The following is a 23,658-nucleotide window of genomic DNA, read 5'->3' on the forward strand; positions in this document are numbered from 1 at the left end:
AGATTGAGTATTAGAATTAGATTGAACGATAGAATGGATGATTAGATGAAGAATAAGAATTTTTACAAAAGAGCAATACAGGTGGCGTGGCCGTCGGTGTTGGAGAGCTTTTTCATTGCGCTTGCGGGAATTATCGACACGTACATGGTGTCGTCGATAGGAAGTTCTGCAGTCGCAGCTGTAGGTCTTACAACACAACCCAAATTCATAGCGTTGGCGATATTTTTCTCCATAAACATCGCTACGTCGGCACTTGTTGCAAGACGTCTTGGAGAAGAAGACAAAGAAGGAGCGAACAGGATACTTGTCACAGCGATTATCATGGGGCTCGTGCTAACGGTTGTTATAAGCACTGTGATGGTGTATTTCTCGGATAGCATTCTGAGACTTGCCGGAAGTAACTCAGACACGCATACTGATGCGCTGAATTATTTCAGAATAATCATGGGAGGAATGATTTTCTCCGTGGTGAGTATGGCGATAAATGCAGCACAAAGAGGATCGGGCAACACTAGAATTGCGTTCACGACTAACTTGGTGTCAAGTGTTGTCAATATATTTTTCAATTACTGCTTGATAGGTGGTAATTTTGGTTTTCCGAAAATGGAAGTTTCTGGAGCGGCACTTGCGACAGTACTTGGAACAGTCGTAAGTAGCATTATGTGTATCAGATCGCTTTTCAGAAAAGATGGTTTCGTACAAATCAAATATATTTTCAAAAAGAAAATCAAGCCAACAGTTGAAGTATTCACAAGTATCGTCAAACTTGGAACCAACTTGTTCGTTGAAAACATAGCCATGAGAATAGGATTCTTGACAACGGCATTGATGGCAGCGGGACTTGGAACGGACACATTTGCAGCGCACAACGTAGGAATGAATCTTCTAAGTATTTGCTTTTCGTTTGCGGATGGAATGCAAGTCGCAGCAGTCGTTCTGACGGGATCAAGCCTTGGCGCTGGTAAGAAAGAAAACGCGAAGATTTACGGCAAAGTCTGCCAACGAATCGGGCTTATGATATCTTTGGTACTATCTGTGATATTGTTGTTATTTGGAAAAGGAATATTCCGCTTGTTCTTCGACAAACTCTCCATCATAGAAACTGGAGAAATCATCGCAAGATTCATCACAGTAATAGTCCTACTACAAATCTCACAAATCATCTACGGTGGATGTTTGAGATCAGCAGGAGATGTAAAATACACACTCATCTCTTCAATCATAAGTGTAACAATCATAAGAACAGCAGTAACATACATCCTTGTATCTGTGTTTAACATGGGAATCGTGGGAATATGGCTAGGAATCTTCTCCGACCAATTCTCCAGATACATGTTCAACTCCATCAGATTCAGACAAGGTAAATGGGTTAACATTAAAATATAATTGGAATATAAAAGTCGCCTCGTGAGGGGCGGTTTTTTGATGCAATAAAACGAATATCTAGAGCGAATATATGTTAGAACGCTTGGTCGATTTATTAACTAGTTTTATCTAGAAAATTTGTTTTAAATCTTTAACGCTTATTCTATATTTTTGAATTATAGATAATGAAATAATTCAGATTTAAATTATTGTAGTTTTTTATCTTTGGTTTATTGATAAAACTTTAAAGGGATGATTGTTTTGTTAAACTTAAATTTGATATATTTAATTTGGGTTCTATGGTATAATATAAAATAAATATAGTATTATATATTCACTGAAATGACACATGATATACATGAGTAATTTCAAAGAAATATTAAAAAAGAAAAGGAGGAAAAACATTATGCTAAAAAGTAAAAGGTTAACAGCTTTTTTTCTAGCTTGTTTAATGCTGCTGGGCACAATTTTTCCAGCTGGAAAAACGTTGGCTCAAGACGAAAAAGAGTTGGTTAAAACAAAAATTAGCATGAAAATCAAAGATCAAAAAGGTAATACTATTATCTTAAATGATAAAACTAAGGAGGTGAAAAATTGTCGATTAGAAATAGACTGGGATGCAAGTGAATATAAAGCGGAAATTAATGAAGGAGACTACTTTAATATAACACTTCCAAAAAATTTCGAGGCAGCTGAAAGTAATTTTGCAATCCGTACTCCTGATGGCGTTCAAGTCGCAAACGCACATGTAAATAGGCTGAATTCTGAAGAGAGAGATACTCTAAATGTAGTATTTACAAGACTTGTAGAAGATAAAACGGATGTAAAAGGTAGTGTTTCTATTAGAGGCAACGTACTAAACACAAACACTCCTATTGGAGATAAAGAATCAAAAATTAAAGAAAATGAAACATCGACTAAAAAAACGATGAACTATAAAAATAATGAAAATAAATCAACAGATGGAAAATGCTCTAATATTGAACTTAGTTTAGATATAGAATCATCAGATAAGACAGAATATTACGGAAAGGATATAATCCAAAGTAGAGTTGTTATTGATGGTAAGGGACTTGAGGACGAAGTTGAAGGTTTATATTATGATATTATATTCCCTTCTGAAGAGTTTCCAATAAGAAACGATATAAACTGGGATCCTATTGATGTGACAAGATGGGAAGACCCAAATAATCAAGGGAAGTATATAGATTCTACAGCTACTATCCAAAATTATCCTATGATTGATAGGGTGGAAAAGAGAGTAGAAGACGGCAAGACTATTTATAGAGTTTATTTAAAAGCCATAGATTCGACCACTACTTTAAAAATACCTTATACCTTTAGTTTTAAAGATAACATTACACCACCAGATTATAAATTCCAACCAGAAGTTAAGCTTTATGATGCCAATGGATGTCTTGTAAAAGAAGCAAAAGATAAAGTTTATTCTATTAAATATGCTGACTTTAGGGGAAGAAAATTAGTTAACCTATCTAGTGAAAAAGATCAAATGAATTATGGTGGTAGTGAAGATAAAAACAATCCTCGCAGAATATCAGAAGATGACACAAGACCTGTAAACTTCCAATTCCAGTTAGAAGCTATCAATGGTGGATACAGAGGAATGAATGCAAGGGCTCTTAAAAGTTTTGTAATCACTGACACTTTACCAACTTATACGGATAAGGATGGAAAAGAAAGGACAGCTGAGTTTAGACCAGAAGAAAACCCAGGCTGGGTGCTTTCTGCAGATGGAAAGACTGTAACTTATAATCTTAATGAAAGAAAAAGACATAGTAATAATGACGGAGAATTTTTAAATGGTGGTGCTGCAGGTGACCTATATGAAGAAGGCGTTCAGTTAAAGTTACGCTTTCCAGGAGCAAAAACCAATTCAAAGGATACTCCAAAAGATGATAGGATCTATTATGACAATAGTGTTGATATAGAAGCAAAACCATATAACCCAAGCAAAGGAGAAGTCTACAAGGCTTCCGCTAATTTAAGCTTTCAATTGACATCTGACCCATTAGATAGGAAGGGCATATTTTGGAAGAATAACGAATATGATGCCGGAATACTCTATCCAGAATCACCAGCCAAGACTTATTATGATCCATCAGGTATGGCTACAGCGGAAGTAAATTATAGCGTTTATCTACAAAATAGAACATCTGATCCTATGAAAGATATAGTCATCATTGAAGATGCTAAGAATTTTGATTCCAGATTTTATGTGTCAGGTGTATCGATACCATATCAAGCTTTACCTAATAAATATAATTTGAAACCTGAGCAGTATGAAATAAGGGGTATTAAGTCAGATGGAACTTATGATATTATAACTGATCAACTAATAAATAAAATTACTCAGGAAGAAGCAAAAAATATAAGAAGGCAAGTTCTTGATGGAAAGATAGAAAGAGAAAATGCTCCAGCTTTAAATCCAGAGTATGAAAGAGTTGAGATACATTTAAAAAATTACGAACTGCCAGTAGGTGCTCAGCTTAAATTAGATGTAAAAATGAAGTACAAGGATCCTTTTAAGGTTAAATTTGAACAAGATAAGGCTCTTAACAATACAGCAGAGGTAATGTTTAAATCCGGGGGAGATAAATACGCTTTTACAGCGTCAGCAGATAAATATCTAATACCAATAGAAGAGTCTGTTAAACTTTATAAGAACACCAATTACGTAGGTAATACGACGCCTAAAGTTGGAGATAAGATTAGATATGATATAGAATATGATTTTAGAGGGTTGTCTGACCAAAGAGAACTTTCGAACTTGACGTTTGTGGATTTATTGCCAGAGGGTGTAAGTACAGATCAAAAAGAATTAGGTTTGTGGGTTATTGATACCGGAGGTGGATTTAATTATAAATATGAGCTGGTAAAGAATTACAATAATACGGGTAGAGATGCTCTTATTTTAAAATTTGATAACTTTTTAGTGGGCGACCTTAGGACTATTATTGGTAAGAGATTGAAATTTAATTTTTATGGAAAAATTAACGAGAATATTGTTCCAGAGAAGGCAATTACAGAAAAACTTAATAATGACAATATAGTATATTCTTACTTCAATGATGACCAATCTGTGCTAAATCCTAAAGTTGGTGATCCGTTGTCATCTACAGTGGTTGTTGATAAACTTGATATAAATAATAATGGTAAGACACATGACTCTATCTTGATGGCGAAGTCAGATGTAAAATCTATTTTGGCACAGAGTGTAAAAAGTATTAAAAGAATAAGAAGTATAGAGCCGATAGAAGAAAATGGGGACCTTGTATATGATAGGGCATTTTCATTAGATACAGTTACTAATTATGCTGATAAAGCCAATGATAAATTAGGTAGGTTTGAATATCAACTGAGAGTAAATAACTATATAGAAGAGCCTTTAAAGAATTTAGAAATTTATGATATCCTACCAAGTTTTGTAGATGGAAATAACAAATATAGAAATAAGCTTGTCGATGAAATAAAAATCTATAAAGCTGGTAAAGATGTAACAAGTGATTTTTCTGTTTTTTATACAACAGATAAAAATCCTTCAGAAGATCCAGTAAAAGCTGTAAAAAGTCAAAATTGGGTTAAGAATCCAACATCTTATGAAGATATAACCGCTATAAAGATACTCAGCAATAATAATCCTGTCTTAGGAGACTATGAAACCATAGATATAAGGCTTCAAATGAAGGCTCCAGAATATCCTGGTAACAATAATCTCAATGATAAAGTTGCAACGAACAGCTTTTTTGTAAGATATGCGGAAGATGGAAATTTTGGAGAATCTAATTCTGTTACGAATGGCTTAATAAGAAGAAAAAATGTTAGCGTAGAAAAAAATTGGGAAGATGATAATAACAAAGATGGTAAGAGACCAGATAAAGCAACAGTTAAGTTATTAGCAAATGGAGCTGATACAGGCAAAGAATTAGTTTTAACAAAAGATAATAATTGGAAAGGTACTTTTACAAATCTAGACGAATACAAGGATAAAGAAAAGATTGTCTATACAGTAAAAGAAATTGACGAAAAAGATGGTAGCATTACCATTGGAGACAACAAGTACCAAGTAAGTTACGGCGGAACAGAAGAAGATGGTTTTACAATAACAAACAAGTTAGAGGAAAAATCAAGCCCATGGACACCAATAACACCATCAAAGACAGACATCAAAGTAGAAAAAGCATGGGAAGATAAAGATGGAAAAGAAATAGCAGCCCCAGTAGAAAAAATAGAAGTAGAACTCTACAGAGATGGGAAAGCTACAGGCAAAAAGCTAGAACTAAACAAAGCCAACAAGTGGCGTGGAGAATTCAAAGACTTAGATGTATTGGAAAAAGTAGACTCAGAAAAAGCCTACGAATACACAGTAAAAGAAGTCGGCGAAGAAAATGGCAAAGTAGCAATTGGTACGAATAAATATCAAGTAAGCTATGAAGGAAACGCAAAAGATGGTTTGAAGGTAATCAACAAAGAAGAGCCAGAAACACCAGATAAACCAAAAGATCCAGACAAACCATGGACACCACTAACACCATCAAAAGAAGACATTAAAGTTGAAAAGATCTGGCAAGATAAAGATGGCAAAGTTATAGACGCTCCAGAAGACAAGATCGAAGTAGAACTCTACAGAGATGGAAAATCTACAGGCAAAAAGCTAGAACTAAACAAAGCCAACAAGTGGCGTGGAGAATTCAAAGACTTAGATGTAGTAGAAAAAGTAGACTCAGAAAAAGCCTACGAATACACAGTAAAAGAAGTCGGCGAAGAAAATGGCAAAGTAGCAATTGGTACGAATAAATATCAAGTAAGCTATGAAGGAAACGCAAAAGATGGTTTGAAGGTAATCAACAAAGAAGAGCCAGAAACACCAGATAAACCAAAAGATCCAGACAAACCATGGACACCACTAACACCATCAAAAGAAGACATTAAAGTTGAAAAGATCTGGCAAGATAAAGATGGCAAAGTTATAGACGCTCCAGAAGACAAGATCGAAGTAGAACTCTACAGAGATGGAAAATCTACAGGCAAAAAGCTAGAACTAAACAAAGCCAACAAGTGGCGTGGAGAATTCAAAGACTTAGATGTAGTAGAAAAAGTAGACTCAGAAAAATCCTATGAATACACAGTAAAAGAAGTCGGCGAAGAAAATGGCAAAGTAGCAATTGGTACGAATAAATATCAAGTAAGCTATGAAGGAAACGCAAAAGATGGTTTGAAGGTAATCAACAAAGAAGAGCCAGAAACACCAGATAAACCAAAAGATCCAGACAAGCCATGGACACCGCTAACACCATCAAAGACAGACATCAAAGTAGAAAAAGCATGGAAAGATAAAGATGGAAAAGAAATAGCAGCCCCAGTAGAAAAAATAGAAGTAGAACTCTACAGAGATGGGAAAGCTACAGGCAAAAAGCTAGAACTAAACAAAGCCAACAAGTGGAGTGGAGAATTCAAAGACTTAGATGTATTGGAAAAAGTAGACTCAGAAAAAGCCTACGAATACACAGTAAAAGAAGTCGGAGAAGAAAAAGGCAAAGTAGTTATAGGAAACAATAAATACGAAGTAAAATATAGCGGAAGCATGAAAGATGGATTCACTATAACTAACAAAGAAGAGCCAATAATTCCGCCAACACCAATAACACCATCAAAACAACAAGCTAGAAAATTACCGAAATCAGGAAGTACAATGGAGTTATTTACTCTTTCAGTGGCTGGATTGATTTCGGCGACAGGAGCTTTTTTGGAATCGAGAAAAAAGAAGAAAAGATAAAGCTACTATAAGTAAATCTAACATAAAATTATTAGTTTAATTAACTAGTTTTTTAAGATGTGTAAGATTGTTAAAATTTTTAAACAAAGGATGTTTATGATGGGAAGATGATGTAACCTGTACAGTAGAACTAAATATTAGTTAAGTTAATACGCTTGACATGTACCCTCTTTACTGATTAAACTGGTAAAGAGGGTATTTTTATGTAATGCAGTTAGAGGATGTGCACAATTGTATAGACAAGAAAAATGGTATGATACACCAAAAAAATTTAAAGAAAAAATTTACGTAATGATCAGATTATGATTTAGGTCAGAAAAACTACATAGAAATAAAGAATAATAATATTAATTAGACTGCTGATAAGAAACTATAGATTGTATCTTAGGTGTTTTCAAGAAATTTGTTAAGTATGTATCGATTGAGCATGCAATTAATTCAGAATATTTTTATACGTAGATCAATAATTACAAAGTTTATGGATATACTAGACTGTGGTTAAATAGAAAGGTCATAAATCTAATAATACTTCCATTAAATAGCTTAATGAATTTGAAATACAAGAACTTATAAGATTTAGAACAGAAAATGAATATAAAAGTCGGAAATAAAGTGATAAAAAGAATCTCAGAACTGCATTACCCGACTCAAGGTGAAAAAAGTGGTAACCGTAAAGAAACTAAAAAATGTGTAGAGGGTATGTGAAAAGTTTTGTATATCAGCTCCTCCTGATAGGTTGTGAGCTGATATTTTTTTGATTTAAAAAAATATTACTAAAATCTGAAAGTTCAGATATTTGTAACCTAATTTTGGCACAATTAAACTAAAAGGTCAAGATTTTTCAAATCTCCCTTTTGCCTAATTGTATTTTTTAAAAATTTGAAGATTTCTGTCAAGAGCTGGTCGTCAGACTAGGGCTATGTCTTTACTATTAACTGGAAGATTCAAATTATTCCATATTCTTCATTACAGAGATTCTTTATTCATAAACTATTTCTCAGCTACTAACGCATAGTTTTAGTATATTGCTTAAAAGCGTATGCAATATACTTTACACCACAAATTGTAAAATACACTCCGATTAAATATACAACCGTAAAAGATGCTCTTAAAGGGTTGTACAACATCATAATTCCAAGAATTAAAGTAATAATATTAATTATGATATTAAGATGGTAAAGTCCACCTGGAACAAACCTTAGATATCTTCCGAAACTAATATCGTTGATTGAATCGATAATAAACCAAATCGAAAACACATACGGAATGATCGATACAGCAGATTCGACATTAAAAACAAGAATGAGTCCAAGTATTATATCTATTATGCTTATCCAAAAGAATAATTTTATGTTCAGTCTTGTAAAATCTTTTATCTTTTTATAAATAAAAACTCCGCCTACGCCTTTAACAATCGCAATTATTCCAAAATAAATCACCAGACTCGCTAAGCTGGCATATGGATTTTTAAAAGCAATGAATGAAACTATAATAAAACAAATACCTGTTATAAGAGAAATCCAATCAACTGATTTCTTTTCTTCTACCATAGTAATACCTCCTTAAATTATTGATATATTTTATATACCCAGATTTAAAGAATATAATTCACTAAATATTAAGAAAATTATTAACAACGACTTTGTCGCAAGTTAAAACGAAAAATGTCTAGCGAAAAATTACTTGCGAAACTTTTTAGCAATAAAAATAAAAATTGTTTTAGCTAAGAATATCATTCGTAAAAAATAACTACAAATTCTAGCGAAGTGAACCGTTAAAAAATCTCACTCGTGCCAGAGCGAAGCTCGCACTTGAGATTTTAGGTTCACAAGTTTTGAATTTGTTTATTTTTGGAGACAGATATTCGTGCTAAATTATTTTTGCTTTTGATATACACTTGGCAAGCTAGAGCATTTTTGTTTTTAAAAATAAACGTGCTAAATTATTTTTGTTTTTGAGATACGTTCAGCAAGTCAAAAAATCCGTAAATTATCTGGAAAATTTCCCTCAAAACTCATTTTATTTCGCAGCCCTTTTATTATATAATAAGGAAGAAAACAAATTTTTCGTAAAAATCTATAAATTTTACAAAAAAACTTCAAAAAAGTGTTGACATTGTTGTATAGACAATGTATAATACCAGTTGTGCCTAAAGTTAGTAAGCGTAGAAGTGGAAGGTTGCTCGGGAAACGTGATTAATCTTCCGAGGTAATTTTCACCGAGAAGTCCTACACGATTAGGGCGATGGGTTAAACTTTTTAAAAAAGTTTTTTAAATTTTAGGTCACTGTACACCCGGGAGGGTGTATGAATATAACCCAGCAAGACGCTTCTTCAAAAATATAGAGGAGGTGCCTAAATGGCAAATCAAAAAATCAGAATCAGACTAAGAGCTTATGATCACGAATTAATCGATCAATCAGCTCAAAAAATCGTTGAGGCAGCTAAGAGAACTGACGTTAAAGTATCAGGTCCTATTCCGTTGCCAACAGAAAAAGAAGTTGTTACAATCTTAAGAGCTGTTCACAAATACAAAGATTCAAGAGAACAGTTCGAACAAAGAACACATAAGAGATTAATCGATATCATTAATCCTAACGCAAAGACATTGGAAGCGCTTAAAAAACTTAACCTTCCTGCCGGCGTAGATATCGAAATTAAACTTTAATCTTAGTATGATTGTAAAGCAATCCGCTGTAAGTAAATTTTAATGTGGATATCACACTATAGGAGGTGTACTCAATGAAGAGTATTTTAGGTAAAAAAATCGGAATGACTCAAATCTTCAACGAAGATGGTAGTGTTGTTCCAGTAACTGTCATTGAAGCGGGTCCAATGGTTGTTACACAAATCAAAACTAAAGAAAAAGAAGGATATAACGCAATTCAAGTTGGTTACATCGAAAAGAAAGAAAAACATGTAAACCAACCAATGAGAGGTCATTTTGGCAAAGCAGGCGTTTCATTCAAGAAACACTTACAAGAGTTCAAAATAGGTGATGACGAACAATTCAACCTTGGAGATGAAATCAAATTAGATATTTTCCAAGACGGAGATGTTGTAGATGTTATCGGTATTTCAAAAGGTAAAGGAACTCAAGGTTCAATAGTTAGACACAACTATGCAAGAGGACCTATGGGACACGGCTCTAAATCACACAGAGTTGCAGGTGCAAGAAGTGCGGGATCTTATCCAGCAAGAGTATTCAAAGGACGTAAAGGTTCAGGAAAGATGGGCCATGACCGTGTAACTGTTCAAAACTTGAAAATTGTTAAAGTTGACAATGAAAGAAACTTACTTCTTATTAAGGGAGCTGTTCCAGGAAACAAAGGTGGAGTAGTTACTGTTAGAGAAGCTATTAAGTCAAAATAGGAAGGAGGATGAAACATGCCTAAAGTTCAAATTTTAAACCAACAAGGAGAAAATGTTGGAGAATTAGAATTAAATGAAGCCATTTTCGGCGTTGATGTTAATGAGCACGTTGTTTACGAAGTAGTTAGAAATCAACTTGCTAATAAAAGACAAGGCACACAATCTGCTAAAACTCGTAGTGAGGTAAGAGGTGGAGGAAAGAAGCCTTGGAGACAAAAAGGTACAGGTAGAGCAAGACAAGGATCTATCAGATCTCCACAATGGAGAGGTGGTGGGGTAGTATTCGCTCCAAAACCTAGAGATTACAGCTACGCTGTTCCTAAGAAAGTTAGAAGACTTGCAATCAAATCAGTATTAACTGACAAAGTTAATGACAATGAAATGATCGTTTTAGATAAATTAAGCTTAGATGCTATTAGCACTAAAAAAGCTGTTGAAGTATTAAAGAATATTAAAGCAGACAAGAAAGCTTTAGTAGTTGTTGATAAAAATGATGATACACTTTACAGATCATTTAGAAACATTGAAAATGTAGCTATTTGTGAAGCTAGATTAATCAATGTATATGATTGTTTGAAATACAACTCATTAGTTATTACAACTGATGCTGTTAAAATTCTTGAGGAGGTGTTTCAATAATGAAATCACCATATGATATTATTTTGAAACCAATTATTTCTGAAGATTCTATGGAAAAAATGGAAGACAAGAAATATGTATTCAAAGTAGATAAAAATGCGAATAAAATAGAAATCAGAAACGCTATCGAAAAGATTTTTGATGTTAAAGTAAAATCTGTTAACACTATGAACGTTAAAGGAAAAGTTAAGAGAATGGGCGCTCACAGTGGTAAGAGATCTGATTGGAAGAAAGCTATAGTTGCATTAACAGAAGATTCAAAAGAAATTGAATTTTTCGAAGGAATGTAATTAAGGGGGTAAAAACATGGCAATAAAAAAATATAAACCGACTTCTGCCGGTGTACGTGGTATGAGTGTTTTATCATTTGATGAAATCACAAAAACTACTCCTGAAAAATCATTAACTGTTAGCTTAAACAAATCTGGCGGAAGAAACTCTTATGGTAGAGTAACTACTCGTCACAGAGGCGGCGGAGCTAAGAGAAAATATAGAATTATAGATTTTAAAAGAAACAAAGATGGTATTAAAGCTGTTGTTAAATCAATCGAATACGATCCAAACAGAACAGCAAACATCGCTTTGTTACAATACGAAGATGGTGAAAAGAGATACATCATCCAACCACAAGGTTTAAAAGTTGGAGATGTAGTTGAAAGTGGTGCGGATGTAGATATTATCCCTGGTAATGCTCTTCCATTAAGAAGCATTCCAGTTGGTACTACAGTTCACAACATTGAAATGAAAGTTGGCAAAGGAGCTCAATTAGTTAGAACAGCTGGTGCTGAAGCACAACTTATGGCTAAAGAAGGCAAATTTGCACAATTAAGATTACCATCAGGAGAATATAGATTAATTCACCTTGACTGCAGAGCTACTGTAGGACAAGTTGGAAATATCTCTCACGAATTGGTTACAATTGGTAAGGCTGGACGTAACAGACACTTAGGTAAGAGACCTTACGTAAGAGGTTCAGCAATGAACCCAGTAGATCACCCTCACGGTGGTGGTGAAGGTAGAGCACCAATCGGTAGACCAGCTCCTTCAACTCCATGGGGTAAACCAGCACTTGGACTTAAGACTCGTAAGAAAAACAAAAAGTCTAATAAGTACATTGTAAGAAGAAGAAAGAAATAACGGAGGGATAGAATGAGTAGATCACTTAAAAAAGGACCTTTCTGCGATGAACACTTAATGAAGAAAGTGGAAGAACTTAACAAAAACGATGAAAAGAAGATTATTAAAACTTGGTCTCGTCGTTCTACAATATTCCCTAACTTCGTAGGTCACACAATTGCAGTTCACGATGGAAGAAAGCATGTACCTGTTTATATTACTGACGATATGGTTGGTCATAAATTAGGAGAATTTGTTCCTACAAGAACATACAAAGGTCACATTAAAAACGAAAAAACGAGTAAGGTTCGTAATTAATATAAGGAGGTATGACAATGCAAGCTAAAGCTATAGCGAAATATGTACGTATTTCTCCTCTAAAAGTTAACTTTATATGCAAAGAAATTAGAGGTAAACAAGTTGATGAAGCCCTTGCTATATTGAAATTCACTCCTAAAAAAGGTGCTAGAATTTTAGAAAAAGTGCTAAATTCAGCAATTGCAAACGCAGAACACAATTTTGGATTAAACAGAGAAGATCTTTTTGTATCACAAGCATACGCTAATAATGCTCCAGTAATGAAAAGATGGAGACCAAAAGCTAAAGGAATGGCTTATCCAATCCTTAAAAGATCAAGTCATGTTGGCGTAGTTGTAGAAGAAAGAGAATTATAAGGAGGAGTCTGATGGGTCAAAAAGTTAATCCTAAAGGATTAAGAGTTGGTGTTATCAAAGACTGGGATTCAAGATGGTTTGCAGATAAAAAAGATTTTAGTGATTATTTAGTAGAAGATCACAAAATTCGTGAACTAATCAAGAAAGAATCTTTCAGCGCTGGTATTAGCAGTATAGCCATCGAAAGAGCATCAAACAAAATTAAAGTAACTATCAACACAGCTAAACCTGGTATGGTTATTGGCCGTCAAGGTGCTGGCGTTGAAGAATTAAAAAATAAATTAGAAAAATTAACAGGTAAGAAATTAATCATAAATGTAGAAGAAATTAAGTTCCAAGACTTAGATGCACAATTAGTTGCAGAAAACATCGCAAGTCAATTAGAAAGACGTATTTCTTTCAGACGTGCAATGAAACAAACAATGCAAAGAAGCATGAGAGCAGGAGCTTTGGGTATTAAGACTATGGTTTCTGGTAGACTTGGTGGAGCTGATATGGCAAGAAGCGAAGGATACAGCGAAGGAACTATTCCTCTTCAAACTCTAAGAGCTGCAATCGACTATGGATTTGCAGAAGCGGACACAACTTATGGTAAGCTTGGTGTTAAAGTTTGGTTATACAAAGGTGAAATGTTACCTGGTATGACAGAAGAAGATTTACCTGTTTACAAAAACAAAAAAAACGACAAAAACAAAAAAAGAAGAAATAATAACAGAAAAGGTAAATCCCAAGCAGCTAAAAACTAATTCGAGAGGAGGAAATATTCTATGTTAATGCCTAAAAGAGTAAAATACCGTAGAGTTCATAGAGGCAGAATGAAAGGTAAAGCATTAAAAGGCAATACTTTAACTTACGGTGATTATGGTATACAAGCGTTAGGTTCTTGTTGGTTAACAGCTAATCAAATAGAAGCAGCACGTCGTGCTATGACAAGATATATAAAAAGAGGCGGTAACATCTGGATTAAAGTTTTCCCAGATAAGCCAGTGTCAAAGAAGCCTATCGGTATTCGTATGGGTTCAGGTAAAGGAGCTCCAGAATATTGGGTAGCAGTAATTAAACCAGGTAGAGTATTATTTGAAATGGCAGGTGTTCCTAAAGATGTAGCACGTGAAGCTATGAGACTTGCTCAACACAAACTACCTATCAAAACTAAATTTATAACTCGTGAAGAGTTCGGAGAAAAGGACGGTGAAGCTGATGAAAACTAAAGAAATTCGTAATCTATCAGATCAAGATTTACAAAAACAATTAGAACAATCTAAAAGTGAATTGTTTAATCTACGTTTTCAATTAGCTACTGGGCAATTAGAAAACCCTATGATGATAGGACTTGTAAAAAAAGATATAGCTCGCATTAAGACTATTATTAGAGAACGTGAGCTAAACATTGGTAAGGAGGCTTAACAATTATGGAAAGAAATATGAGAAAAACCATAGTTGGTATAGTTGTTTCAGATAAGATGGATAAGTCAATTGTTGTAGAAGTTAAGACACTTGTCAAAGATCCTAAATACGGTAAACAATTAAGAAAAACAACTAAATTTAAAGCACACGATGAAGAAAACATTGCTGGTATCGGCGATAAAGTTAAAATAATGGAAACAAGACCTCTTTCTAAGACAAAGAACTGGAGACTTGTAGAAGTTATAGAAAAAGCTAAGTAATTCTTATTACGAAAGGAGAATTTTATGATTCAACAAGAAAGTCGTTTGAGAGTTGCAGATAACTCTGGTGCAAAAGAACTACTAGTAATAAGAGTTTTAGGTGGTACTAAAAGAAAGTACGCAGCTATCGGAGACATCGTAGTTTGCTCAGTTAAATCTGCACAACCGGGCGGTATGGTTAAAAAAGGTGATGTAGTAAAAGCTGTTATCGTAAGAACAACTAAACCATTGGGAAGAGCTGATGGAAGTTACATCAGATTTGACGATAACGCAGCTGTAATTATAAAAGATGATAAAAATCCAGTGGGAACAAGAATTTTTGGTTCAGTAACTCGTGAATTGAGAGCCAATAACTTCATGAAAATAATCTCATTGGCACCTGAAGTATTATAATTGGAGGTGTAAAGAGATATGAAGATCAAAAATGGAGATACTGTAATAGTTATTTCTGGTAAAGACAAAGGAAAGACTGGAAATGTTATTGAAGTATTAGCCAAACAAAATAAAGTGGTAGTAGAAGGAGTTAACATAGTTACTAAACACCAAAAAGCTAACGGACGTGGTGTTGAAAGTGGACTAATCAAAAAAGAAGCTCCTATTGATGTTTCAAACGTAATGTATTATGATGCTAAAAACAAGAAAGGCACAAGATTAGGTTACAAGTTTGAAGACGGTAAGAAGGTTAGATTTATGAAATCTAACAACGAAACTATTAAGTAACATAAGGAGGGTATAAACTTGACTTCCAGATTAAAAGAAAAATATACAAATGAAGTTGTTCCTTTCTTGGTTGAACGTTTCAAATATGAAAACATCATGCAAGTTCCAAGATTGGAAAAAATCGTGCTTAACATGGGTTTAGGTTCTTCAAAAGAAAATCCTAAAGCTATCGAAAGCGCTGTTAAAGAATTAGAAACAATTACAGGACAACACCCAATTGTAACAAAAGCAAGAAAATCTATCGCTAACTTCAAACTTAGAGAAGGAATGAATGTTGGTGTTAAAGTTACATTACGTGGTGAAAAAATGTATGATTTCTTAGATAAATTTATGAACATTTCTCTTCCACGTGTAAGAGACTTTAGAGGTATTTCTTCTAAATCATTCGATGGTAGAGGAAACTATGCTGTAGGTATCAAAGAACAATTAATATTCCCTGAAATTGAATACGATATGGTAGATCAAATTAGAGGTATGGATATTGTGGTCGTTACTACTGCAAACACTGACGAAGAAGCTAAGGAATTATTAGACAAAATGGGAATGCCATTTAAGAAATAAGGAGGAGTTTTAGTGGCTAAAAAATCAATGATCGCAAAACAAAAAAGACCTGCAAAGTTTAGCACGAGAGAATATAACAGATGCAAAATTTGTGGTAGACCTCACGGATATTTAAAGAAATATGGCATCTGCCGTATATGCTTTAGAGAATTGGCTTATAAAGGCGAAATCCCTGGCGTAAGAAAAGCAAGCTGGTAAGAAAGGAAGGAGGAAGCTTTTATGATGACTGATCCTATAGCAGATATGCTAACAAGAATAAGAAACGCGGTTAATGCGAAACATAAAGTTGTTGAAGTTCCTGCATCTAATATCAAAAAATCAATAGCACAAATTTTATTAGATGAAGGATTTATCGATGGTTTCAATGTTACAGATGATGGTAAACAAGGAATCATTACAATAGATTTAAAATATGGTCCTAACGAAGAAAAAGTAATTTCAGGTATCAAGAGAATATCTAAACCTGGACTTCGTGTCTATGCCAGAGCAAATGAAGTTCCTAAGGTTTTAGGCGGACTTGGTATTGCTATTGTCTCTACATCAAAAGGCCTTGTAACTGATAAAGTTGCTAGAAAAGAAGGTATTGGTGGAGAAGTAATTTGTTACGTATGGTAACACAAACATTATAAGGAGGTTTGACCATGTCAAGAATTGGATTAAAACCAATTGAAATTCCTAATGGCGTTGAAGTAAAAATAACTGAAGACAATTTGTGTACTGTAAAAGGACCAAAAGGTGAATTAGTTCAACAAATGCCAAAGGAAATGATTATCAAAGTAGAAGATAATACAATCACAGTTTCAAGACCTTCAGACATTAAAAGACACAAATCACTTCATGGTTTAACAAGAACTCTTGTTTTTAACATGATTGAAGGTGTTACTGAAGGATTTAAGAAAACTTTAATTATAGAAGGTACTGGTTACAGAGCAGCAAAACAAGGTAAAAAATTAGTGTTAAACTTGGGATACTCTCACACAATTGAAAAAGAAGATCCAGAAGGAATCACTGTTGAAGTACCAGAACAACACACAATAATTGTAAGTGGTAACGACAAACAACAAGTTGGTAACTACTCTGCAAAAATCAGAGACCTAAGAGGACCTGAACCATACAAAGGTAAAGGTATCAGATATGAAGATGAACATATTAGACGTAAAGTCGGTAAAACAGGTAAGTAAGAAAGGAGTAAGGTATGTTTAAGAAAATTGATAAAAATGCAAATAGAGTTAAAAGACATTTACGTATTCGTAAGAACCTTACAGGAACTTCTGAAAAACCAAGATTATGCGTATTCAAGTCTAATACTAACATCTATGCACAATTAATCGATGATGTTAACCACAACACATTAGTAGCTGCATCAACATTAGATAAAGATTACAAAGGCGAATCAAAATCTAACATGGAAGCTGCAAAACTTGTTGGTGAATTAATCGGTAAGAAAGCTATCGACAAAGGCATTGAACAATGCGTATTTGACAGATCTGGATATTTATATCACGGAAAAGTTAAAGAATTAGCTGAAGGTGCTAGAAGCGCCGGACTTAAATTTTAGTGCAAGGGAGGTATTTAGTATTGGAACTTTTAAATAAAGAAATAGAAGGTTTAGAATTAGAAGAAAGAGTTGTAAATATTAACCGTGTAGCTAAGGTTGTTAAGGGTGGTAGAAACTTTAGATTCGCAGCCCTTGTAGTAGTTGGAGATAAAAACGGACACGTTGGTGTTGGTATTGGTAAAGCACAAGAAGTACCAGAAGCTATCAGAAAAGCAAGCCAAGATGCTAAAAAACACATCTTCACAGTTCCTATCGTAAACACAACTATTCCTCACCAAGTAACAGGAATATTCGGTGCTGGTAGAGTATTATTGAAACCAGCTGGAGAAGGTACTGGAGTTATCGCAGGAGGTCCAGTTCGTGCGGTATGTGAATTAGCAGGTATCAAAGACGTTCGTTCTAAATCATTGGGAACATCAAACCCTCAAAACATTGTTAATGCAACTGTAGAAGGACTTAAATCACTTAAGACAGCTGAACAAGTAGCTAAATTAAGAGGAAAGTCTGTAGAAGAAATTTTAAAATAAGGAGGGCTTTTAAGTGAGTAAATTAAAGATCACTCTTAAAAAGAGCAAAATCGGTAGAATTGAAAAACACATTAGAACTTGTGAAGCCCTTGGACTTCATAAAATCGGACAATCAGTAATCAAAGAAGACAATGATGCAGTACGTGGAATGATTAGACACATTGCATTCATGGTTGACGTAGAAGAAGTTAAGTAGGAGGTGTTATAGTGAAATTACACAACTTAAGACCTGCTAAAGGTGGAGAAGTAAAAGCAAGAAAAAGAGTTGGTAGAGGTTACGGTTCAGGATTAGGACACAATGCTGGACGCGGTAGAGACGGACAAAACTCAAGATCAGGCGGAGGCGTAAGACCAGGATTTGAAGGGGGTCAAATGCCTTTATTCAGAAGACTTCCTAAGAGAGGCTTCAAAAACCACTTCGCAAAACAATACGCTGAAATCAACATCAGAGACTTAAATTGTTTTGAAGATGGCGACGAAATAACACCAGAAATCCTAGCAAACGCAGGATTCTTTAAGCCAGTTAAGGCAAAAGACGGCGTTAAGATTTTAGGTGACGGAGAATTAACTAAGAAATTAACTATAAAAGCTAATAAATTTACTAAATCAGCTGAAGAAAAAATTACAAAAGCCGGAGGAAAGGTAGAGGTGATTTAAGATGCTTAAAACCTTAAAAGACGCATGGAAGGTTTTAGACATTCGTAAAAGAATCGGCTTTACTCTACTAATGGTTGTAGTTTTTAGATTAGGTAATGCAATACCGGTTCCTTTTATGGATAAGGCCATTATCAAACAAATAATGAGCGGTCAAGAAGGCGGAATAGTTTCTTTATTGAACCTATTAAGTGGGGGATCATTGAGACAAATGAGCATATTCGCTCTTTCGATATACCCTTACATTACCGCTTCAATCATTCTTCAACTTTTAACAGTAGCATTTCCTAGATTAGGAGAACTTACACGTGAAGGTGAAGAAGGAAAGAAGAGAATGGGTAAATACACTAAAATCTGTAGTATAATTTTGGCATTCATACAAGGATATGCTACAGTTAATGGTTTATTTAACAGAGCAATCGTAGACAAAAGCTTTTTAACAGGATTTGTTATACTAATAAGCTTGGTAGCAGGATCAATGTTTCTAGTATGGCTAGGAGAAATGATTACTGAAAGAGGTATCGGTAACGGAATTTCAATCTTGATTTTCATAGGTATCATTTCAAATATGCCAAGACAAATCGGTACAATGATTTATCAATCTAGACAAGGAATGTTATCTTGGTGGAAAATATTACTTTTTGTACTAATAGCGATTATAATATTAGTAGTAGTGGTATTAATTAACCAAGGTGAAAGAAGAATTCCTGTACAATACGCTAAAAGAGTAGTAGGAAGAAAAATGTATGGTGGTCAATCAACTCATATTCCAATCAAAGTTAATATGGGTGGTGTAATGCCAGTAATCTTTGCATCAGCAATCTTACAATTACCACAAACAATAGCATTATTATTCGGCAAAGACATGCCAGTATGGTTAGCCCACATATTCACAGTACAAACAACATCAGGGTTAGTTATCTTTTCAATAGTAAACATGTTATTGATTATAATATTCGCATTCTTCTACTCAGCAATTCAGTTCAACACTGTTGAATACGCTAAGAACTTGCAACAATATGGCGGATTCATTATGGGAATTAGACCTGGTAAACCAACAGGCATGTATCTAAAGAAAATTTCTGATAGAGTAACATTTATAGGCGCAATCATATTAGCGTTAGTAGCATCAGCACCAATGCTAATATCAAAAGCTATAGGAATACAAATCCTATTCGGTGGTACATCAATCATCATCGTAGTAGGTGTAGTATTAGATACTGTAAAACAAATGGAAAGTATGCTAACTATGAAACACTATAAAGGATTTTTGAAGTAAGGAGTTTATAATGAGATTAATATTATTGGGACCTCCGGGAGCAGGTAAAGGAACTCAAGCTAAAAGAGTTATTGAAGAATTTGATATTCCTCACATTTCAACAGGTGATATTTTCAGAAAAAATATCAAAGAAAAGACAGAACTAGGTCAAAAAGTTGAAGGCTTACTTGCAGAAGGAAAACTTGTACCTGATGAATTAACAATAGAAATAGTTTGGGACAGATTAGATCAAGAAGATTGTAAAAACGGATTCTTACTTGACGGATTCCCAAGAACAATCCCACAAGCCGAAGCTCTTGATGAAGGACTAGCTAAGAGAGGATTGAAACTAGACCGCGTATTAAACATAGACGTTGACAAAGATTCTCTTGTAAAAAGACTTTCAGGAAGACGTGTATGTCCAAACTGTGGTGCAAGCTATCACATTGATAACAACCCTCCAAAAGTTGAAGGAATATGTGATGTATGCCAAACTCCAGTAATCCAAAGAGAAGACGACAAAGAAGAAACTGTACTAGATAGAATCAAAGTTTACGATTCACAAACTAAACCTTTAGTAGACTTCTACAACAAACAAGATTTAGTATTCACAGTTGACGGAACTCTTCCAATAGATGAAATCACTAATAAGTTAGTAACAGAATTAAAAAAAGGTTAGAATTAATGAGCCAATACAACAAACTTGAAACAGGACAAGTTGTTTTAAGTACTTGTGGTCGTGATATGGGCAAACTACAAATGGTTTTGGAAATTCTTGACGATTCTTATGTATTGGTAGTAGATGGAAAACAACGTAAAATCGAAAAACCAAAGAAAAAGAAGATCAAACATCTTCAAAAGTACAACAAAAAGTTGCAATTAGAGAATTTAACAGATAAGAAACTAAGATATATGTTAAACAATTTAAAAAAGGAGGATCAAGACAAGGATGTCCAAAGAAGTTATTGAATTAGAAGGAACAGTAGTAGATGCTCTTCCTAATACGGTATTTAAGGTAGAACTTCAAAATGGCCATGTAATAACAGCTCATATTTCAGGCAAATTAAGAATGAATTATATAAGAATTCTTCCAGGAGACAAGGTAACGGTTGAATTATCACCATACGATTTGGATCGTGGAAGAATAACATGGAGAAAGAAATAAACGGAGGTTAAGCAATGAAAGTAAGACCATCAGTTAAAAAAATGTGCGAAAAGTGCAAGATTATAAAAAGAAAAGGTCGTGTTATGGTTATTTGCGATAACCCTAAACACAAACAAAGACAAGGTTAGTAGGAGGTATAAATGGCAAGAATTCAAGGTGTCGACTTACCAAATGACAAACGTGTAGAAATTGGACTAACTGCAATTTATGGAATAGGTAGACAATCATCAAATAAAATCTTAGCTAAATTAGGAATCAATCCTGACACAAGAGTAAAAGATTTAACAGAATCTGAATTATCTGATATCAGAACTGAATTAGATAACTATCTTACTGAAGGGGATTTACGTCGTGATGTAGCAATGAACATCAAAAGATTAAAAGAAATCAACTGCTACAGAGGATCAAGACACAAAAAAGGCCTTCCAGTAAGAGGACAACATACAAAGAACAACGCAAGAACTCGTAAGGGTCCTAGAAAACAAGCATAGAGAGGGGGAAATTAATTGGCACTAAAAACTAAAGGCGCAAAACGTAACGTTCGCGGTAAAAAAAGAGTAAAAAAGAATATTGAAAAAGGTCAAGCACACATTTCTTCTACATTCAACAACACTATGGTATGTTTAACTGACCTTAACGGTAACGTATTAAGCTGGGCTTCTGCTGGACAATTAGGATTCAGAGGATCTAGAAAATCAACTCCATACGCTGCACAACAAGCTGCTGAAGAAGCTGCTAAAAAAGCTATGGAACACGGATTAAAGACTGTTGAAGTTTATGTAAAAGGACCAGGTTCAGGAAGAGAATCTGCAATTAGAAGTTTGCAAGCTTCTGGACTTGAAGTTAGCTCTATTAAAGATGTAACTCCAATCCCTCACAACGGTTGTAGACCACCAAAGAAGAGAAGAGTATAACACATAGGCTTAATTCAGGATTTCCTGATGGGACTTGTCGAAGGAGGCTGTATTTATGACTGAACAATTAGATACTAAAATAAAAATCGTTGAATTAGATGAACAAAATAATTACGGTAAATTTGTCATAATGCCACTGGAAAGGGGATATGGAACTACTCTAGGAAACTCTCTAAGAAGAGTTTTATTATCATCATTACCAGGAGCTGCTATATCAAAGATAAATATCCAAGGTGTAGCTCATGAAATGTCTACGATTAAAGGTGTCAAAGAAGACGTACCTGAAATAATTTTGAATTTAAAAGGTATCGCTGTAAAGAAATACAATGAAGAACCTATATCATTAAATGTAGACATAAAAGGTCCATGTGTTCTAACAGCTAAGGATATTTTAGTTGATACTGATTTGGAAGTTAAAAACCCAGATCACTACATTGCAACACTTAATGAAGACGCTTCATTGGAAATGCAAATCACAGTTATCAACGGAAAAGGCTACAAAATATCTGAATTTAACAAAACAGACGAAGATATTATAGGAGATATCGCTATTGACTCACTGTTTAGCCCTGTGAAAAAGGTTAATTTCACAGTAGATAATGCCAGAGTTGGCCAAGTAATTGATTACGATAAGCTTACGATAGAAGTGTGGACTAATGGAACAATTAGACCACAAGATGCCTTAAGTGAAGGAAGCAACATCCTAATCAATTGCCTGGAATTATTCAGTGAATTACCTAACTACGAGTGTAATACAAACAGTGACGACGAAGACAATCAAAAAGATAAAGAAACTCAAATGGGCATCAATATCGAAGAATTAGATTTCTCTTTAAGATCATTTAACTGTTTGAAAAGAGCAAATATCAATACTGTAGGAGATATCGTATCTCATACAAAAGCAGATATGATGAAAATAAAGAACTTTGGTAAAAAATCCTTAGACGAAGTTGAAGAAAAACTTCAAGAAATGGGCCTTGCATTTAAAGAAGAAATAAAAGACGAATAAAGGAGGATAGACATTGGCTAACTTAAGAAAATTAGGTAGAAGAACTGATCACAGAACAGCAATGTTAAGAAACCTAGTTCAATCATTGTTCGAAAATGGAAAAATCGAAACAACAGTTACTCGTGCAAAAGAAGCTAGAAGAGAAGCTGAAAAGATGATTACACTTGGTAAAAAAGGTGATTTGAGCGCTAGAAGAGAAGCTCTTAAATATATATACAAAACAGACGTTGTACACACATTGTTTGAAGAAATCGCACCAGTTTATGCTGACAGACAAGGTGGATACACAAGAATCTTAAAATTAGGACCTCGTAGAGGAGACGGTTCTGAAATGTGTATACTTGAATTAGTAGATTACACTAAAAAAGAATCCTCAGAAGAAAAAGAAACAGTGAAAGCTGACAAATAGAAAATAACTAAGCATTTGCTTAGTTATTTTTTTTTATGGTATGACGGGCATATTCTAATGCTGGGGTGAAAATTTCTACAGAGCGTAGTTACCGACGAATCTAATAGCGACTTGCAAGTTTTAGATGGTGACATCTAGGATAGAAGAACAGGTAGCGAAATCGTGGCTTGACGAACAGAAACAGAATATAAGGCATAACAGGTGGGCAAGCTAGATTAAAGATGGCAAAGACCCAAAAGGTAACCGTAACCCCAAGG

General features: G+C 34.3%; 33 protein-coding genes. 32 read left to right on the forward strand and 1 reads right to left on the reverse strand.

The features are described from left to right. The first annotated feature begins 45 nt into the window (after nt 1-45). Complete coding sequence (locus tag B9N53_RS00585; protein WP_094203265.1) at nt 46-1,386, forward strand: MATE family efflux transporter; 1,341 nt, start codon at nt 46-48, stop codon at nt 1,384-1,386. Nucleotides 1,387-1,771: 385 nt separating this feature from the next. Next, a complete protein-coding gene (locus B9N53_RS00590) occupies nt 1,772-7,159 on the forward strand; it encodes a Cna B-type domain-containing protein (RefSeq protein WP_158520783.1) in 5,388 nt (1,795 codons plus the stop codon). Between the two features lie 1,004 nt (nt 7,160-8,163). On the opposite strand, the gene B9N53_RS00595 is transcribed toward B9N53_RS00590, so the two are convergent. Beyond that, the gene (locus B9N53_RS00595) at nt 8,164-8,709 is read right to left on the reverse strand and encodes an HdeD family acid-resistance protein (protein ID WP_094203267.1); all 546 of its coding nucleotides are present in this window, start codon (nt 8,707-8,709) and stop codon (nt 8,164-8,166) included. 808 nt (nt 8,710-9,517) lie between these two features. On the opposite strand from B9N53_RS00595, the gene rpsJ reads away from it, so the two are divergent. From rpsJ to rplQ, 30 genes are all read left to right on the forward strand, one after another. Then, entirely contained in the window at nt 9,518-9,826 is a 309-nt protein-coding gene (rpsJ, locus tag B9N53_RS00600) for a 30S ribosomal protein S10 (RefSeq protein WP_094203268.1), read from the forward strand. A gap of 74 nt (nt 9,827-9,900) precedes the next feature. Then, a complete protein-coding gene (gene rplC / locus B9N53_RS00605; RefSeq protein ID WP_094203269.1) occupies nt 9,901-10,530 on the forward strand; it encodes a 50S ribosomal protein L3 in 630 nt (209 codons plus the stop codon). Between the two features lie 15 nt (nt 10,531-10,545). Then, the gene (rplD, locus tag B9N53_RS00610; RefSeq protein WP_002836109.1) at nt 10,546-11,169 is read left to right on the forward strand and encodes a 50S ribosomal protein L4; all 624 of its coding nucleotides are present in this window, start codon (nt 10,546-10,548) and stop codon (nt 11,167-11,169) included. Next, nucleotides 11,169-11,459, forward strand: coding sequence for a 50S ribosomal protein L23 (gene rplW / locus B9N53_RS00615; RefSeq protein ID WP_002836110.1), 291 nt, complete (start codon nt 11,169-11,171; stop codon nt 11,457-11,459). Before rplD ends, rplW begins: the two co-directional genes overlap by 1 nt. 16 nt (nt 11,460-11,475) lie before the next feature. Then, nucleotides 11,476-12,306 carry a 50S ribosomal protein L2 gene (rplB, locus tag B9N53_RS00620; RefSeq protein WP_094203270.1) on the forward strand — a complete coding sequence of 277 codons (831 nt, stop codon included), beginning with the start codon at nt 11,476-11,478 and terminating at the stop codon, nt 12,304-12,306. A gap of 12 nt (nt 12,307-12,318) precedes the next feature. Continuing rightward, nucleotides 12,319-12,603 carry a 30S ribosomal protein S19 gene (gene rpsS, locus B9N53_RS00625; protein ID WP_002836113.1) on the forward strand — a complete coding sequence of 95 codons (285 nt, stop codon included), beginning with the start codon at nt 12,319-12,321 and terminating at the stop codon, nt 12,601-12,603. Between the two features lie 17 nt (nt 12,604-12,620). Beyond that, on the forward strand, nt 12,621-12,959 hold the full coding sequence (gene rplV, locus B9N53_RS00630; RefSeq protein WP_002836114.1) for a 50S ribosomal protein L22: 339 nt from the start codon (nt 12,621-12,623) through the stop codon (nt 12,957-12,959). A gap of 11 nt (nt 12,960-12,970) precedes the next feature. Then, entirely contained in the window at nt 12,971-13,705 is a 735-nt protein-coding gene (gene rpsC / locus B9N53_RS00635; RefSeq protein WP_002836115.1) for a 30S ribosomal protein S3, read from the forward strand. Nucleotides 13,706-13,726: 21 nt separating this feature from the next. After that, entirely contained in the window at nt 13,727-14,170 is a 444-nt protein-coding gene (rplP, locus tag B9N53_RS00640) for a 50S ribosomal protein L16 (RefSeq protein ID WP_094203271.1), read from the forward strand. Next, entirely contained in the window at nt 14,160-14,366 is a 207-nt protein-coding gene (gene rpmC, locus B9N53_RS00645; RefSeq protein WP_002836118.1) for a 50S ribosomal protein L29, read from the forward strand. The genes rplP and rpmC overlap by 11 nt, the downstream gene beginning before the upstream one ends. 5 nt (nt 14,367-14,371) lie before the next feature. Beyond that, on the forward strand, nt 14,372-14,626 hold the full coding sequence (gene rpsQ / locus B9N53_RS00650) for a 30S ribosomal protein S17 (RefSeq protein ID WP_002836119.1): 255 nt from the start codon (nt 14,372-14,374) through the stop codon (nt 14,624-14,626). Nucleotides 14,627-14,650: 24 nt separating this feature from the next. Continuing rightward, nucleotides 14,651-15,019, forward strand: coding sequence for a 50S ribosomal protein L14 (gene rplN, locus B9N53_RS00655; protein ID WP_002836120.1), 369 nt, complete (start codon nt 14,651-14,653; stop codon nt 15,017-15,019). Nucleotides 15,020-15,037: 18 nt separating this feature from the next. Continuing rightward, nucleotides 15,038-15,346, forward strand: coding sequence for a 50S ribosomal protein L24 (gene rplX, locus B9N53_RS00660; protein ID WP_002841124.1), 309 nt, complete (start codon nt 15,038-15,040; stop codon nt 15,344-15,346). 18 nt (nt 15,347-15,364) lie between these two features. Next, nucleotides 15,365-15,907 carry a 50S ribosomal protein L5 gene (gene rplE, locus B9N53_RS00665; protein ID WP_002836122.1) on the forward strand — a complete coding sequence of 181 codons (543 nt, stop codon included), beginning with the start codon at nt 15,365-15,367 and terminating at the stop codon, nt 15,905-15,907. Nucleotides 15,908-15,919: 12 nt separating this feature from the next. Further along, nucleotides 15,920-16,105: a type Z 30S ribosomal protein S14 gene (locus tag B9N53_RS00670; protein ID WP_002836123.1), complete on the forward strand. Its 186-nt coding sequence runs from the start codon at nt 15,920-15,922 to the stop codon at nt 16,103-16,105. Nucleotides 16,106-16,126: 21 nt separating this feature from the next. Next, nucleotides 16,127-16,522 (forward strand): 30S ribosomal protein S8, encoded by a 396-nt coding sequence (gene rpsH / locus B9N53_RS00675; protein WP_002836125.1) that lies wholly within the window; start codon nt 16,127-16,129, stop codon nt 16,520-16,522. Nucleotides 16,523-16,548: 26 nt separating this feature from the next. Then, entirely contained in the window at nt 16,549-17,088 is a 540-nt protein-coding gene (rplF, locus tag B9N53_RS00680) for a 50S ribosomal protein L6 (RefSeq protein WP_094203272.1), read from the forward strand. 14 nt (nt 17,089-17,102) lie between these two features. Further along, on the forward strand, nt 17,103-17,465 hold the full coding sequence (gene rplR / locus B9N53_RS00685) for a 50S ribosomal protein L18 (RefSeq protein ID WP_094203273.1): 363 nt from the start codon (nt 17,103-17,105) through the stop codon (nt 17,463-17,465). Between the two features lie 20 nt (nt 17,466-17,485). Next, nucleotides 17,486-17,992: a 30S ribosomal protein S5 gene (gene rpsE / locus B9N53_RS00690; RefSeq protein ID WP_002837356.1), complete on the forward strand. Its 507-nt coding sequence runs from the start codon at nt 17,486-17,488 to the stop codon at nt 17,990-17,992. A 13-nt stretch (nt 17,993-18,005) separates the two neighbouring features. Then, on the forward strand, nt 18,006-18,188 hold the full coding sequence (rpmD, locus tag B9N53_RS00695) for a 50S ribosomal protein L30 (protein WP_094203274.1): 183 nt from the start codon (nt 18,006-18,008) through the stop codon (nt 18,186-18,188). A gap of 11 nt (nt 18,189-18,199) precedes the next feature. Then, complete coding sequence (gene rplO / locus B9N53_RS00700; protein ID WP_002836133.1) at nt 18,200-18,649, forward strand: 50S ribosomal protein L15; 450 nt, start codon at nt 18,200-18,202, stop codon at nt 18,647-18,649. Between the two features lies 1 nt (nt 18,650). Further along, complete coding sequence (gene secY / locus B9N53_RS00705; RefSeq protein WP_094203275.1) at nt 18,651-19,925, forward strand: preprotein translocase subunit SecY; 1,275 nt, start codon at nt 18,651-18,653, stop codon at nt 19,923-19,925. A gap of 10 nt (nt 19,926-19,935) precedes the next feature. Further along, entirely contained in the window at nt 19,936-20,583 is a 648-nt protein-coding gene (locus B9N53_RS00710) for an adenylate kinase (protein ID WP_094203276.1), read from the forward strand. A 5-nt stretch (nt 20,584-20,588) separates the two neighbouring features. Then, a complete protein-coding gene (locus B9N53_RS00715; RefSeq protein ID WP_002836136.1) occupies nt 20,589-20,873 on the forward strand; it encodes a KOW domain-containing RNA-binding protein in 285 nt (94 codons plus the stop codon). After that, nucleotides 20,854-21,069: a translation initiation factor IF-1 gene (infA, locus tag B9N53_RS00720; protein ID WP_002836137.1), complete on the forward strand. Its 216-nt coding sequence runs from the start codon at nt 20,854-20,856 to the stop codon at nt 21,067-21,069. Before B9N53_RS00715 ends, infA begins: the two co-directional genes overlap by 20 nt. Nucleotides 21,070-21,083: 14 nt before the next feature. Further along, nucleotides 21,084-21,197: a 50S ribosomal protein L36 gene (gene rpmJ / locus B9N53_RS00725; RefSeq protein ID WP_002836138.1), complete on the forward strand. Its 114-nt coding sequence runs from the start codon at nt 21,084-21,086 to the stop codon at nt 21,195-21,197. Nucleotides 21,198-21,209: 12 nt separating this feature from the next. Further along, the gene (rpsM, locus tag B9N53_RS00730; protein WP_002836139.1) at nt 21,210-21,560 is read left to right on the forward strand and encodes a 30S ribosomal protein S13; all 351 of its coding nucleotides are present in this window, start codon (nt 21,210-21,212) and stop codon (nt 21,558-21,560) included. A gap of 15 nt (nt 21,561-21,575) precedes the next feature. Continuing rightward, nucleotides 21,576-21,983 (forward strand): 30S ribosomal protein S11, encoded by a 408-nt coding sequence (gene rpsK / locus B9N53_RS00735; RefSeq protein WP_002836140.1) that lies wholly within the window; start codon nt 21,576-21,578, stop codon nt 21,981-21,983. A gap of 55 nt (nt 21,984-22,038) precedes the next feature. After that, nucleotides 22,039-22,992, forward strand: a complete 954-nt coding sequence (locus tag B9N53_RS00740) for a DNA-directed RNA polymerase subunit alpha (RefSeq protein WP_002836141.1) — start codon at nt 22,039-22,041, stop codon at nt 22,990-22,992. Nucleotides 22,993-23,005: 13 nt separating this feature from the next. Further along, nucleotides 23,006-23,401, forward strand: coding sequence for a 50S ribosomal protein L17 (gene rplQ, locus B9N53_RS00745; protein WP_094203277.1), 396 nt, complete (start codon nt 23,006-23,008; stop codon nt 23,399-23,401). The last annotated feature ends 257 nt before the right edge of the window (nt 23,402-23,658 follow it).

The organism is Finegoldia magna (assembly GCF_002243175.1).
GTDB lineage: Bacteria > Bacillota > Clostridia > Tissierellales > Peptoniphilaceae > Finegoldia > Finegoldia magna_J.